10 protein-coding genes and 1 tRNA gene are annotated in these 15,061 nt (G+C 58.8%); 10 read left to right on the top strand and 1 reads right to left on the bottom strand.

Annotation, left to right across the window (positions count from 1 at the left end; translation table 11 throughout):
* The first annotated feature begins 98 nt into the window (after window positions 1-98).
* The 10 genes from rpsA (at window position 99) to OZX75_RS02070 (ending at window position 13,601) form a co-directional block, all read left to right on the top strand.
* Window positions 99-1,580 (top strand): 30S ribosomal protein S1, encoded by a 1,482-nt coding sequence (gene rpsA / locus OZX75_RS02025; protein ID WP_277146588.1) that lies wholly within the window; start codon window positions 99-101, stop codon window positions 1,578-1,580.
* Between the two features lie 108 nt (window positions 1,581-1,688).
* Window positions 1,689-2,336, top strand: coding sequence for a dephospho-CoA kinase (gene coaE, locus OZX75_RS02030; protein WP_525930259.1), 648 nt, complete (start codon window positions 1,689-1,691; stop codon window positions 2,334-2,336).
* Window positions 2,337-2,457: 121 nt separating this feature from the next.
* Window positions 2,458-4,572 (top strand): excinuclease ABC subunit UvrB, encoded by a 2,115-nt coding sequence (gene uvrB, locus OZX75_RS02035; RefSeq protein WP_277146589.1) that lies wholly within the window; start codon window positions 2,458-2,460, stop codon window positions 4,570-4,572.
* An 81-nt stretch (window positions 4,573-4,653) separates the two neighbouring features.
* Window positions 4,654-5,637: a TerC family protein gene (locus OZX75_RS02040; protein WP_277146590.1), complete on the top strand. Its 984-nt coding sequence runs from the start codon at window positions 4,654-4,656 to the stop codon at window positions 5,635-5,637.
* Window positions 5,638-5,779: 142 nt separating this feature from the next.
* Window positions 5,780-7,228, top strand: a complete 1,449-nt coding sequence (gene pyk, locus OZX75_RS02045) for a pyruvate kinase (RefSeq protein ID WP_277146591.1) — start codon at window positions 5,780-5,782, stop codon at window positions 7,226-7,228.
* Between the two features lie 241 nt (window positions 7,229-7,469).
* Window positions 7,470-7,543: transfer RNA gene (locus OZX75_RS02050), tRNA-Leu, on the top strand.
* A gap of 124 nt (window positions 7,544-7,667) precedes the next feature.
* Window positions 7,668-8,447 carry an ANTAR domain-containing response regulator gene (locus OZX75_RS02055; protein WP_277146592.1) on the top strand — a complete coding sequence of 260 codons (780 nt, stop codon included), beginning with the start codon at window positions 7,668-7,670 and terminating at the stop codon, window positions 8,445-8,447.
* A 116-nt stretch (window positions 8,448-8,563) separates the two neighbouring features.
* Window positions 8,564-11,758 (top strand): DNA polymerase I, encoded by a 3,195-nt coding sequence (gene polA, locus OZX75_RS02060; RefSeq protein ID WP_277146593.1) that lies wholly within the window; start codon window positions 8,564-8,566, stop codon window positions 11,756-11,758.
* 251 nt (window positions 11,759-12,009) lie between these two features.
* Entirely contained in the window at window positions 12,010-12,918 is a 909-nt protein-coding gene (locus OZX75_RS02065) for a Nif3-like dinuclear metal center hexameric protein (protein ID WP_277146594.1), read from the top strand.
* Window positions 12,915-13,601, top strand: coding sequence for an NUDIX hydrolase (locus OZX75_RS02070; RefSeq protein ID WP_525930260.1), 687 nt, complete (start codon window positions 12,915-12,917; stop codon window positions 13,599-13,601). Before OZX75_RS02065 ends, OZX75_RS02070 begins: the two co-directional genes overlap by 4 nt.
* A 198-nt stretch (window positions 13,602-13,799) precedes the next feature.
* Here the strand turns inward: OZX75_RS02070 and OZX75_RS02075 are convergent, their stop codons facing one another.
* Window positions 13,800-15,005, bottom strand: coding sequence for an ABC transporter permease (locus tag OZX75_RS02075; RefSeq protein ID WP_277146595.1), 1,206 nt, complete (start codon window positions 15,003-15,005; stop codon window positions 13,800-13,802).
* Between the last annotated feature and the right edge of the window lie 56 nt (window positions 15,006-15,061).

The raw sequence follows: 15,061 nt of genomic DNA on the forward strand, positions 1-15,061 counted from the left end.
GGCCGACTAGTAATCTTATGACTTGCGTGGCCGTAAGGTCGCCGACATAACTTAATAGGTAATTATCCATCCAACTAATAACAAAGAAACCACGTTTAATGGCAGAGAACAATAACGAAGTCACCAAGGTCGCGATCAACGATATCGGTACCGAAGAGGACTTCATCAAGGCAGTCGATTCCACTATCAAGAATTTCGATGATGGTGATTTGGTCACCGGCACGGTCGTCAAGATCGATCACGACGAAGTGCTGCTCGACATCGGCTACAAGACCGAGGGCGTCATTCCCTCCCGCGAACTTTCCATCAAGAAGGACGTCCATCCTGACGACGTCGTCGAGCTCGGCGATACCGTCGAAGCCCTTGTCGTCACCAAGGAAGACAAGGAAGGGCGTCTGATCCTGTCCAAGAAGCGTGCCCAGTATGAGCGCGCCTGGGGCGATATCGAGAAGATCAAGAACGACGACGGCGTTGTCGAAGGCACCGTCATCGAAGCTGTCAAGGGCGGCCTGATCGTCGACATCGGCCTGCGTGGCTTCCTGCCCGCATCGCTCGTCGAAATGCGTCGCGTCCGCGATCTCTCGCCGTACATCGGCCAGAAGATCAAGGCCAAGATTCTCGAGCTCGACAAGAACCGCAACAACGTGGTGCTCTCCCGTCGCCAGTATCTCGAGGAGACCCAGTCCGAGGTTCGCGAGACCTTCCTGGCTCAGCTCAAGAAGGGCCAGATCCGTGAAGGCACCGTTTCCTCCATCGTCAACTTCGGCGCGTTCGTCGATCTGGGCGGGGTGGACGGTCTCATCCACGTCTCCGAGCTTTCCTGGAAGCACATCGACCACCCGTCCGAGGTCGTCAAGGTCGGCGACAAGGTCACCGTCGAGGTGCTCGATGTCGATATGGATCGCGAGCGTATCTCGCTGTCCCTCAAGGCGACGCAGGAAGATCCGTGGCAGCGCTTCGCACGCACCCACGTTCCCGGACAGATCGTCAAGGGCAAGGTCACCAAGATCGTGCAGTTCGGCGTGTTCGTCTCCGTCGAAGACGGCATCGAGGGCCTGGTCCACATCTCCGAGCTCGCCAACCGTCACGTCGACAACCCGGAGACCGTCGTCAAGCAGGGCGAAGAGATCTTCGTCAAGGTCATCGACGTCGATCTCGACCGTCGTCGTATCTCCCTGTCCTTGAAGCAGGCCAACGACTCCGTCGACCCGTCCAGCGAGGACTTCGATCCGGCGCTCTACGGCATGCCCGCCGATTACGACGAGGACGGCAACTACAAGTATCCCGAAGGCTTCGACCCGCAGACCAACGAATGGATCGCCGGCTACGAGAAGCAGCGCGAGGAGTGGGAGAACCAGTATGCGGCCGCTCACGATTTGTGGGAGCAGCATAAGGAGTTCGTCGCCAAGGAAATCGAAGGTGCGGCCGAGTCCGCGGCTGAAGATGGCCAGGGCGCTCGTGAGGAGAAGTCCGCCGGAGAATCCACCAAGTATTCTTCGGAGAACGAGTCCGAAGGCACGCTTGCTGGTTCCGACAAACTGGCGGCTCTTCGTGAGGAGCTCCTCAAGGAAAAGAAGTGAAGTCGCCAAAGGTGATTTCACGTTGATTTCGTGAGATTGGTCGGCACAGGCTTGAGGTCTGTGCCGACCTTCTTGTTTCTTGCCGAAGCAGACGAAATTGGGGGATGCATGAGAATCGGATTGACCGGAGGCATCGCGGCGGGTAAGAGCACCGTCGCCGCTCATTTGAAGGGACTCGGCGCCTGCCTTGTCGATTACGACCAGCTGGCCCGTCAGGTGGTCGAGCCCGGGAGCGTTGGAATGCGTCGAATTGCCAAGGAATTCGGAGCTGAGGCGATGAATCCTGACGGTTCATTGAATCGTCGATGGATGGCGGCGCATGTCTTTTCTCCGCAGGCTGCCCCTGATGCCAGGCAGAGGCTTGACGAAATCGAACATCCTTTGATATACCAGCGGGCGCAGGAACTGGAACGCCAGATTGTCGAAAAATACAGGATACGCACAGTCGAACGCGAGAACTCCGGGCAGTCTTCCCTGAGTTCCGTGATCGTCCACGACGTGCCGTTGCTGGCCGAAGTCATCGATACCATACCGTTTTCATTCGACCACATCCTTACGGTCGAAGCGCCGGAAGAGGTGCGCATCCAACGGATGATGGAGGCGCGGGGGATGAGCCGAGAACAGGCCGAAGGCAGGATACGCCACCAGTCGAGCCGCGGGCAACGCGAGGCCATCGCCGACGTGGTCATTGACTCGACACAACCAATCGAACAAATGTTCGAGCATCTTGATATGCTGTTCGCACAATGGCGGTGAACGACGGCAAAATGATTCTATGGTAAATACGGTTCGGTTTGTAGCGGGCTGATGTCAGGAATAACGCAGGCACGGCCGAGATTGTCGGTAAGTCTGGCAATGGAAGGAATGACGGACAAATATGGGGTTCAATATCGAGCGGTCGCATCATCCGTTTGTGGTGAAGGCGCCGTATCAGCCGTCTGGCGACCAGCCCGAGGCCATCGACGAGATCGCGCGGCGCATCAACAACGGCGAGAACGACGTGGTGCTGATGGGCGCCACCGGCACCGGCAAGACCGCGACCACCGCGTGGCTCATCGAGAAGCTGCAACGTCCGACGCTGATATTGGAACCCAACAAGACCTTGGCCGCGCAGTTGTGCGCCGAGTTCCGCGAGCTGATGCCCGACAACGCGGTGAGCTACTTCGTTTCGTATTACGATTATTACCAGCCCGAGGCCTATATTCCCCAGACCGATACCTATATCGAAAAGGACTCGAACGTCAACGACGACGTGGAGCGCTTGCGCCACGCCGCCACGGCGAACCTCCTGACCCGCGACGACTGCGTGGTGGTGGCCACGGTCTCCTGCATCTACGGCTTGGGCACGCCCGAGGAATACGCCGGGCGCATGCTCTTCCTGCACGAGGGGGAGGAAATCAACCGTGATTCCCTGTTGCGTAAGTTCGTCTCGATGCAATACAAACGTAATGATATCGCCTTTACCCGCGGCACCTTCCGCGTGCGCGGCGACACCGTCGAGATCATCCCGGTCTACGAGGAACTGGCCATCCGTATCGAGTTCTTCGGCGACGAGATCGACCGCATCTCCACATTGCACCCGCTGACCGGCGACGTCATCGCCCACGAGTCGCAGGTCCATATCTTCCCGGCCTCGCACTATATCGCCGGTCCCGAGCGTACCGAACACGCCTTGAAGACCATCAAGGAGGAATTGGTCGACCGCACGGCCGAGCTGCGCAAACAAGGCAAGGAGCTCGAAGCCCAACGTCTTGAGATGCGCACCAACTACGACCTCGAGATGATTCAGCAAGTCGGTTTCTGCTCCGGCATCGAGAACTATTCCCGTCACTTCGACCAGCGCAAGCCCGGCAGCCCGCCGCACACCCTGCTCGATTTCTTCCCCGACGACTTCCTGCTGGTCATCGACGAATCGCACGTCACCGTCCCGCAGATCGGCGGTATGTACGAAGGCGACGCCAGCCGCAAGCGCACCCTGGTGGAGAACGGATTCCGCCTGCCCTCGGCGATGGACAATCGACCGCTGAAATGGCCGGAGTTTCTCGATCGGGTCGGGCAGACGGTCTATCTTTCCGCCACCCCCGGCGACTACGAACTCGGTCTTTCCGACGGTGTGGTCGAGCAGGTCATCAGGCCGACCGGCTTGCTTGACCCGAAGATCGACGTGCGTCCCGTGAAAGGGCAGATCGACGATCTGCTCGGCGAGATCAAGGACCGTGTCGCCAAGCACGAGCGCGTGCTGGTGACGACGCTGACCAAGAAGATGGCCGAGGACCTCACCGACTACCTGCTGGAGCGCGACATCAAGGTGGAATACCTGCATTCCGACGTCGACACGCTTCGCCGTGTGGAGCTCTTGCGCGAGCTGCGCGAAGGCAAGATCGACGTCATCGTCGGCATCAACCTGCTGCGCGAGGGCCTGGATCTGCCCGAGGTCTCGTTGGTGGCGATCCTGGACGCCGACAAGGAAGGTTTCCTGCGCTCGCACCGTTCGCTCATCCAGACCATCGGCCGTGCCGCGCGTAATGTGTCCGGAACCGTCATCATGTACGCCGATGAGGTCACCGACGCCATGGAGACGGCCATCAGCGAGACGAACCGTCGCCGCGAGAAGCAGATCGCCTACAACAAGGAGCATGGCATCGACCCGAAGCCGCTGGTCAAGAAGATCAGCGACGTCACCGACATGCTCGCTCGTGAGGATGTGGACACCGAAACGCTGCTGGCCGGCGGCTACCGTGACGAGAAACGTGCCGGGTCCAACAAGCGCATCGCCCTGACCAGCCTCGACGAGAAGGATCTGCAGAAGCATCACGACGACATCATCAACGCCGGCCTGCCCGCCCAGGACCTCGCCGACCTCATCCGCCAGATGAGCGAGCAGATGCACACGGCCGCCGAGCAGCTCCAGTTCGAGCTCGCCGCCCGTCTGCGCGACGAGATCCGCGACCTGAAAAAGGAACTGCGCCAGATCACCGAAGCGCAGAAATAACCCCCATCGTGATCAACAACGATCAATGACCGCAGATAACCAACGTTGCATAAGGTCATCGCCCTCCCGTAGGGTGGAAACATGGCCGAAACACCCTTAGCGTTTATGATCGCCACATATGTGGTACTTGCGATTTTCTTCGTTGCCGATTTGTTTGTGATCGGACGTAAGCCGCATGTGCCCAGCACCAAGGAGTGCGTGCAGCATATCGCCTTCTTCGTTGTTGCGGCGCTTATCTTCGGTGGTCTGGTCTGGTGGGTGTCGGGCTCGCAGCCGGCGCTGGAGTTCTATTCCGGCTGGCTCACCGAATATTCGCTCAGTATCGACAATCTCTTCGTCTTCGTCATCATCATGACGAACTTCGCCGTGCCGAAAAAGCTCCAGAAATACGTGCTGAGCGTGGGCATCACCATCGCGCTCATCCTGCGCGGGCTGTTCATTCTGGTGGGCGCGGCCGTTATCCAACGTTTTACATGGGTTTTCTTTATTTTCGGGGCGTTCCTGATCTATACCGCCGTCAAACTGGTGGCCGGCGACGATGAGGATGAGGAGTATCACGAAAATGCGATCATTCGAGCTCTTCGCAAAGTGGTGAAAATCACAGACGAGTATGACGGCGAAAAAATCCGGACCGTGAAGGACGGCAAGAAGTTCTTCACCCCGATGCTCATCGTCTTCCTGACCATCGGCACCACCGATGTCATGTTCGCCTTTGACTCGATCCCCGCGATCTTCGGGCTCACCAAAGACCCGTTCATCGTCTTCACCTCCAACGTCTTCGCGCTGCTCGGTCTGCAGCAGCTCTACTTCCTGCTCGGTGCCCTGCTCGACAAACTGGAATACCTGCCATACGGCTTGGCAGTAGTCCTCGGGTTCATCGGTGTCAAGCTGTTGATGGAAGCGCTTCACGGCAATTCACTGCCGTTCATCAACGGTGGCAGGCCGATTGCCCAGGTGCCGGAAATCCCCACGTGGGTGTCTCTTGCTGTCATCGTCGTAGCCATCGGGACGGCGGCTGCGGCCAGCGTCATCAAGATGAAAGCAGACGCCTCCAAAACGAAATGATGAAGGTCGATCCATGGTTATGTGAGCGCTCACATAAAAGTCGCCATAACAGGCCACATTGCTTGCGGATGCTAGTAGACTGGATAGATGTTGCGGGAAGATTTCCGCCAAACAAATGTCAGAAAAGAATAGGCAGGTATTCATGAGGAAAGCAAAAATCGTAGACACCATCGGGCCGGCGAGCGAATCGCTGGAGAACCTGACCGAACTGGTCAAGAACGGTATGGATGTCGCGCGCCTCAACCGTTCGCACGGCACCACCGATGACCACCTGAAGGTCTACAACAACGTTCGTCAAGCCGGCAAGACCACAGGCCGCAACGTCGCCGCCCTGGTCGACCTGCAGGGCCCGAAGATCCGCTGCGGCTGGTTCAAGAAGAACGCCGACGGCGAGGACAAGGTCCAGCTTAAGGCCGGACAGGAATTCATCATCACCACCGACGACATCGAGGGTGACGAGCACATCACTTCCACCACCTTCAAGGGGCTGCCCGGCGATTGCCATGTCGGCGACCCGATCCTGATCGACGACGGCAAGGTCCGCCTCGAGGTCACCAAGGTCGAGGGCAACAACGTGCACACCAAGGTCGTCGTGGCCGGACCGGTTTCCAGCCACAAGGGCATCAACCTGCCGGGCGTGGCCGTCAGTCTCCCGGCCCTGACCGAGAAGGATGAGGCTGACCTGCGTTGGGCCATCCAGACCGGCGCCGACATCATCGCCATGTCCTTCGTGCGTTTCGCGACCGACATCGACCGCGCCCACGAGATCATGGACGAGGAAGGCCGTCGCATCCCGATCGTCGCGAAGATCGAGAAGCCGCAGGCCGTCGAGAACCTCGAGGACATCGTCAAGGCGTTCGACGGCATCATGGTCGCCCGCGGCGACATGGCCGTTGAGATGCCGTTCGAAGAGGTGCCGCTGGTCACCAAGCGCTGCATCGAGCTTGCTCGTGAGTACGCCAAGCCCGTCATCGTCGCCACCGAGGTGTTGGGCTCCATGGTCAATTCCCCGATCCCGACCCGCGCCGAGGCTTCCGATTGCGCCAACGCCGTCCTCGACGGTGCCGATGCGACCATGACCTCCAACGAGACCGCCGTCGGCAGCTATCCTGCTCAGACCGTCAACACGATGGCCCGCATCTCCGGCTACGCCACCGAGCACGGCTTCGACCGCATTCCTTCCATCAGCAATCTCGACATGTCGAGCACCGGCGCCGTTTCCTCCGCCGCCGTCGACCTCGCCGACAAGACCAATGCCAAGGCCATTGTGGCCTACACGCAGACCGGTTCCACCGTGCACCGCGTCTCCCGCGAACGTCCGGCCGCCCCGATCTACGGCATCACCAACAACGAGCACACCTATCACTGGCTGGCTCTGAGCTGGGGCACCGAAGCGTTCTGCACCGACGCCGACTATCACGACATGAACCGTCATCAGCTGATGATCTTCACCGACAAGCTGCTTCGCGATGCCGGCAAGGTCGTCAACGGCGACAAGATCGTCGTGCTGTCTTCTGCTCAGGGCGAGCAGAAGTCCGGCCGCACCGATTCCATCTACGTCCACACCGTGGGTGCCTGCGACGCTGACTGAAACCGTGAAAAGGTTTTTGGCGAAACGCTTCTAGCCGTTAGCTGAAAGCCCGGCTGTTTCTTGAAGGCGATTCCTGGTTGATAAACGGAAACGTTTTGGAACCGGGAATCGTCTCGTTTCTTGAACCGGCCATTGAGCAGAACGTGCGAGAAGACACGCAGATGACGAAATCGACACTCTGACGTCGCTTGATTATGCTACTTTTAAAGGGTTGCAATTCTGCAGTTGCGGCCAGATACAAGCCCTTGTATCCCAATTGGTAGAGGAAACAGCCTCAAAATCTGTGCAGTGTGGGTTCGAGTCCCACCAAGGGCACGTTGAGTGAGTTTATCACTTTTGAATGATTGATATATCATAGTATCAATGTACTTTGTACTCGACATTTGCCATAAGAGACTTGAGAAGGCGCGAAGATACGGGTGCAGGAGTGAATACAGAAATGGAAAATGATATGGATCAGATACTGACCGATGAGGAATTGAAGGCCGCCGCCACCGATGACATCGAATCCGTCGCCGACGAAGCCAAGAACGAAAAAGCCGAAAAAGAGGGCGAGCCGCATCAGCGCACCGTCGTTGTGGCCGAAGACGAATCCGTGAACCGTATGGATTTGGTCGCCATGCTCGAAGACAACGGCTACAAGGTCGTCGGTGAAGCCGCCAATGGCGAGGAAGCTGTCGAACTTACCCGCAAGTTCCATCCGGATGTGGTATGCATGGACGTCAAGATGCCTCGCATGGACGGCATCACCGCCGCCGGCACCATCTGCGACGAGAACATCGCGCCTGTTGTCATGCTGACGGCCTATTCCCAGCCCGATCTGGTCAAGCAGGCCACCGGTGCCGGTGCCATGGCCTACGTCACCAAGCCGTACGAAGAGTCCAAGCTGCTCCCCGCGCTGGAAGTGGCCATGGGCCGTTTCGCCGAGATCAACGATCTGCTCGATACCGTCGAAGCGAACGAAGGCAAGCTCAAGGAGACCGAGTCCCAGCTCAAGGAAGCCGAAGAAAAGCTCAAGAAGGCCGAGGATACGCTTGAAGAGCGCAAGCTCGTCGACCGCGCCAAGGGCCTGCTGATGGACAAGGCCGACTTCTCCGAGCAGGGCGCCTTCCGCTGGATCCAGAAGACCTCTATGGATCAGCGCATCCCCAAGAAGCGCTTGGCCATGGCCATCATCGCCAAGTACGGCGATCCGAAGCCGGAACCCAAGCAACGCTGAGCTTAAGGCAAAATCTTATGAAGTCGCCTGTCGATTCGCCTATGAATCGGCAGGCGATATTTGTATAGTGGATAGAACACGGCGTACGAAACGAATTTGCAAGGAATGACGATCTTATGAGCGATAGCGACGATACCGAAAAGGCCGGCAACACCACAGCATCAAACGATACCTCGAAAACGGGTGATGACACGAAAACGAAAGAGGTCTCGAAAACCAAAGGCGATACGGAAACCAAGGCAGTCCCGACAGCAGCAACGGCCTCGAAGACCAAAGGCACGCTATTGGTGGTGGATGGCCATTCCCTCGCGTTCCGCGCCTATTTCGCACTGCCTGTCGAAAGCTTCACCACTTCCACCGGCCAGCCGACCAACGCTGTCTGGGGCTTCTCGACCATGCTCGCGCAGGTGCTCGATAACGAGAAACCCGATCATCTCGCCGTCGCTTTCGACATGGCCGGCGGCACGTTCCGCAATAAGATGTTGCCGCAATACAAAGGCACGAGAGACGCCGCACCGGAGGAGTTGTTGAGCCAGCTGCCGATCATTCAAGACCTCCTGAAGGCGTTGGGCGTGCGTTATGTGGAAAAGAAGGGCTACGAAGGCGACGACATCATCGGCACTATGGCCTCGATGGGCGAGGACGCCGGATACAAGACCTTGGTGCTCTCCGGCGACCGGGACGCATTCCAGTTGATCGATGACGATATCACCGTGCTTTACCCAGGCCACCATTTCAAAGATCTGAAGCACATGACCCCGCAGGCCATCGTCGACAAGTACAAGGTCACCCCGCAGCAATACCCGGACCTGGCGGCCATGCGCGGCGAGACCGCCGACAACATCCCCGGAGTTCCGGGCGTCGGCGACGGCTACGCGGCCAAATGGATCAACCAGTACGGCGGGCTCGAGGGGATCATCGAGCACGCCGACGAACTGCCAGGCAAGAAAGGGCAGGCGCTGCGCGACAATATCGAACAGGTCAAACTCAACCGTCGTGTCAATGCCGTGCTGCGCGACATGGACCTCGGCGCCTCCATCGACGACTTCACCCTCGGCGGTATGGACATTGACAAGGTCAACGCCATTTTCGCCAAGCTTCAGTTCAGCAATCGGTCCAAGAACCGACTGGTCAAATCCTTCAACGGCGGGGTCATGCCTGACGTCGCTAACGTGACCGAGGATTCCACGCCGGCTGAGGACGACCAGCTGAGCATCAAAGAGCCGAACATTACCGAGATCGCCGATGCCGGCGAATTGGGCGACTGGATCAACAAGAACATGGGTCCGGAGTTCGTCGCGGATATATCTGGTATTTCGGATCATGTATTGGAAGTTTTCGGAGCAGAGGGCGATGCGGCAACGGCGAAAGCCGGTAAAGCAGCTGGTGCCGATAAGGCTGATAACGCTGGCAATACGGGTAAATCAAGCGAGGCCGATGGTCCGGCAGAAGCCGGCTCTTCCAAGTCTGACAGCGACGAGCGGTCGGATGAACAGGCCATCATCGAAGGTGCCAAAGGGCCTGAGCTGGTCGATCACGACATGAAATGCTCCGAGCAGGTGGGCCATTCGTGGGTGCTCTATGCCGCAGGCCGTTCGAAACCGGGGAATGCCAGGCTTGAAACCGTTGTCATGCTCGTCGGCGATGAGGCGGCTGTGATTGCGGCGTCGGCGATCGATGATGTCATGCGCGACGAGCTGCAGACACTGCTGGGCGCCTATCACCGCTCCATGGTGGTGCATGGCTACAAGGAGCACCTGCATCTGCTGGCGTCCGTCGGTATTGCGCTTGCCCGTCCGCTGTTCGACACCAAACTGGCCGGATATCTGGTCCATCCCGATTTCCACGCCGACACCCTTGCAAAGGCAGCGGAACATTTCCTCAAGCTGGAAATCCCGGAGAGCAAGCCGAAGAAGGCGCAGGGAGAGCTTGATTTCGGTGAGGACGACGACGCTGCTTCGAATGCTGAGGAATCAAAGGAAGCCCAGCAGGAAGCCGTCAAGGACGCCGCCATCGTGCGGGCGCTCGCCGATTTCCTGAAGACCCCGATCGACCAGCGCAAGCAGTTCGGTCTGCTGCGTTCCATCGAATTGCCGGTCTCACAGGTGCTTTACGACATCGAGGACGCCGGCGCGAAGGTGGATCTGGGACGTTTACACGAGCTGCTCGACGGCTTCACGGCCGATGCCGACCAGGCCCAGCAGATCGCCTTTGAGGCCGCCGGCCACGAGCTCAACCTGCAAAGTCCGAAGCAGCTGCAGACGGTGCTGTTCGACGAAATGGGACTCAAGCCTTCAAGAAAAACCAAATCCGGCTCGTACACCACCAACGCAGCCACCTTGCAGAACCTGTATGTCAAATACGCCGAGGACGAGAAGGCCAGCAACTTCCTCGGAGCCCTGCTTCGTCATCGCGAGACCAATAAGTTGAAGCAGATTGCGCAGACGTTGTTGGAAGCCGTCAACGCGCGAGACGGACGTATCCACACGACTTTCGAGCAGACCGTCGCGGCCACCGGGCGCCTGAGCTCGGTCGATCCGAACCTGCAGAACATCCCCAACCGCAACGCCACAGGCCGTGAGATTCGCTCCGCGTTCGTGCCGGGCGAGGGCTTCGAGTCGTTGCTGAGTTGCGATTACTCGCAGGTAGAGCTGCGCATCATGGCCGACCTTTCCGGCGACGAATCGCTGATCGAGGCGTTCAAGTCGGGTGCGGATTTCCACCGGTATGTGGCCAGTCTAGTGTATGACATTCCGATGGATGAAATCAGCTCCGACCAGCGCAGCCACGTCAAGGCGATGAGCTACGGGTTGGCTTATGGGCTCAGCACCTATGGGCTTTCGCAGCAGTTGAAGATCAGCCCCGCCGAAGCCGACGTGCTGAAAAACAAGTATTTTGCCACTTTCGGCAAAGTCCACGACTATCTCGAGTCGCTGGTCGCCACCGCGCGTCAGAAGGGTTACACCGAGACGATGTTCGGGCGCCGCCGTTACTTCCCGGGGCTCAAGTCCTCGCGCAGGCAGGTGCGTGACGCCGCCGAACGTGGTGCGCTCAACGCGCCGATTCAAGGTTCGGCGGCCGACATCATGAAGATTGCGATGATTCGGGCCGACCACGCGTTGCGAGAATCAGGTGTCAAGAGCCGTGTCATCCTGCAGATCCACGACGAACTCGTACTTGAGGTCGCGCCGGGGGAGAGCGAGCAGGTCAGTGAGTTGGTGCGCGACGCCATGGAACACGCCGTCGATCTGGCCGTGCCGCTGGACGTGTCGATCGGCATCGGCTCCGACTGGCAGGCCGCTGCGCACTGATGGCCAGTGGAAATCGCTGATGCTGCTTGTCGCTGGTAGGTGAGCGTACGGATTGGCCGTAATCGGGATTTTCTCCGGGCTGCCTGCCAACTGGGAAGTGTTCGACGATGGCTCTATTGTGGTAAGCAATGGAGCCATCTTTCGTTTATCGGCCGGAAACGCGATAAAGCGCTGCGTAATGATGTCGGTTTCGGTGGTGTTGTCAAGCACCGATATCCATTGGAATGGATGGCGAATAGTTCGGAGGAAATATGTCAGATCAGGAAAAGCCAAGACTTGCCGAAGTCGTCAAGGTATTGGAGACTCTGTATCCGCTCAAGTACGCCGAGGATTGGGACCATCCAGGGCTGATCGTCGGCGATCTGAACGATACCGTCGGCACGATCGTCTTCGCCGCTGACCCGACCATGGCCGTGGTCGACAAGGCGCTCGCGATGGGCGCTGACCTGCTTATCTGCCATCATCCGCTCTTCTTCCGTGCGGTGCACGAGGTCTCCGGGCTTGGCGTCCATGGAGCCATCGCCGGCAAGCTCTACCGGGCGCACTGCGGGTTGTGGGTCGGACACACCAACGCCGACGTCGCCTATCGTGGGGTCGCGCAGGCCGCCGCGGATGCATTCGGTTTGCAAGACCAGGTGCCGCTGGTGCCGGCAGGTGAGGAACACGGCCATGCCGTAGGGCTGGGACGTGTCGGAACGCTTGCGCAACCGATGACGCTGCGGACATTTGCCCAGCGTGTGGCCGATGAGGTGCCGAAGACGAATTATGGCATTCAGGTCGCCGGCGATCTCGATGCCGAAGTCCGAAAAATCGCCGTGCTGCCCGGATCGGGGGATTCCGATTTCGACGAGGTCCGGGCCAGCGGTGCCGATGTCTACGTGACCAGCGACCTGCGCCACCACCCGGCCACTGACGCGTTGCAGCAGGCGTGGTACGAGGCGAGTCTGCGGCGGCAGAACGGCGAGACGGGCGCGCGAGCGACCATGCGGCCGGCTTTGATTAACACTCCGCATTCGGCCATCGAGTCGATGTGGTTCAGGTATGCGCTTGACGATATCGCCGACGGGGTGGAGCAGGCCACCGGTTTCCGTCCCGAAGCGCAGCGCGTCGGCATCGTCACCGACCCGTGGCAGCTGGTGCTCGGACGGGAAGGTGAATGATGGGCTCAACAGAATCAGCAGAATCAGCAGAATCAACACGGACGGAACGTATCCAGGAAGAGGTCAGCAGGCGTTTGCAGGCCTCGAGTGACGGTGTCGATATGGAAACGCCGGTGCGGATGCTTTCAAGCGAAACCGTCTATCGCGGGGCGATTTTCCATATCGATGATCGAAAGCTGGCGCTCGCTGGTACCGACGGCGGGAAAGTAACGGTGCGTCGCCAGATTCTGGTCCATCCGCAGGCCGTGGTGATGCTGGTTCACGACGAGCTGACGGACCGATATTTGCTGGAACGCGAGTATCGTGTCGGGCCCAACAAGTTCGCTTACGGTTTCCCGGCGGGGCTGATGGAGGAGGGTGAAGAGCCTGAAACCTCGGCCTTACGCGAACTGCAGGAGGAAACCGGGGTCACGCCGAAAAACAGACAATCGGTGCGTATCGAACACGTCGGCAATTTTTATTCTTCCGGCGGTATGACCAATGAACTCGCGCATATTTTCGTGCTTCATCTCTCGGCGTGGAAGCAGAAGCCGCGTCATTTCGACAAGGACGAGCACGTGCAGTCCGCTTGGGTGACGTGGGAGGAGCTGACTGGGATCGGCATTCAGGCCGCGGATTCCACCATCGCCATTCAACACGAGGAGATTCGCCGGTTGCGTGAGCAATTGACAACGAAAGAATAGGCGAGCTCACCTTTTATTGTCGATTTTTCTTTTACGGTAGAAGATGTGTCTTTTTAAAAAAGAACGTATTATATGCGGTTCAGGAAGCAGAGCGCGTTTCATCTGCTGATTATTCGCACTGGAATTTATGCAGCGATACTCTGAAATTCAGATGTAGTGCAATTCTATAATCATTTCCAAAGTCGAATTCGACGGCGTTTACTGCGTCGCCGCAATGCGCGAATGCATGCGGTGGTTCTTGTCGACTGAGGATGGGATGGTGGCGGCGATGTTGGCTGCGGCCGTGGCTGTGGTCGAGTCCGCAGCAGTCTCTTCCTGATCGATACGCAGCACTTGTTCGGCGATACGATCGGCTTCGATGGCGGCGATCTGACGTGAGAACATAATGAACCAGCCGAGGAAGACGAGACCGGCCAACGCTTCGACGTTGGTCATCGTGTTGGCGCCGTTCAGCCATTGCACGAGCACGACGCCGCAGACGGCAATGGCGAGGTAACCGGCCGCGTAGATGGCCACGGAAAGCTGTGGGGCGAGCCAGGGGAGCGCGAGCAGCAGCAGGCCCATCACGCAGACAATGCCGCGGGCGAAGACGTTGTGCAGAATGGGATGCGGCGTATAGCGGAACGTGCCGATGCCGATGAAAGCGAGGCCGGAGAAGGCGAGCATTGCCGAAAGGCAGATCAGACGCGCTTTGTAGTGCTTGATGCGGCTGGAACGCAACGGACCCTGTTCTTGGTGCCATTCGCGGCGCTGGCGGTAGGAGGTCACGAGCTCGGAGATGGCGAAGTAGCTGACGATGATGATGCAGATGCCGGCGAGGATCAGCGTCGAGTTGAACATGCGGGCGGCGAAGGTGGTGCGGTCGCCGAGCTGGGAGAAATTGTTGGTGTACCAGTTCGGGTCGTCGGTCGTGAGCCCTGCGACGCTGACGCCGGCCACGACGAAAAGCGGCAGCAGGCCGGCCAGTGTTTTGGCGTCCATCAGCTCGGCCTGCACGAAGGTGACATAACCGGCGACGCCTGAAAAACCGGCGCAGATCGCGACGATGTATTCGAGGAACATCGTGCCCATCAGGGTGCCGGCCATGCTTAAGAGGGCGAACGAGGCGAGAAACAGCGTGGAGGCGTAGACCGTCGCCAGTGCCAGGATCTCGACCAGGCGGCGCAGGATTTCTATCAGGCGGTTGTGGGTGTTGAGCGAGCTGGAACGCCGGGCATAGCCGAAGATGAAGGAGATCGTGCCGCACGCGGCGATGATGATGGAGGCGATGACGAACTGGCGGCGGCTGATCATCCATGCAGCCGGTAGCAGCGAGACGCATAGTTCCATGACGCCCGCTCCCGCGATGGCGCAGATGATGAAGGAGACGAGCCCCGAGGTCTCCGTTCGCTGATGCAGTCCCATTGAAATTACCTTCTGTGTTCGAGATTCGCCTGATCCAGACGCTCTTGCCTATCTTA

The sequence above is a fragment of the Bifidobacterium sp. ESL0800 genome (assembly GCF_029395355.1).
Classification (GTDB): domain Bacteria; phylum Actinomycetota; class Actinomycetes; order Actinomycetales; family Bifidobacteriaceae; genus Bifidobacterium.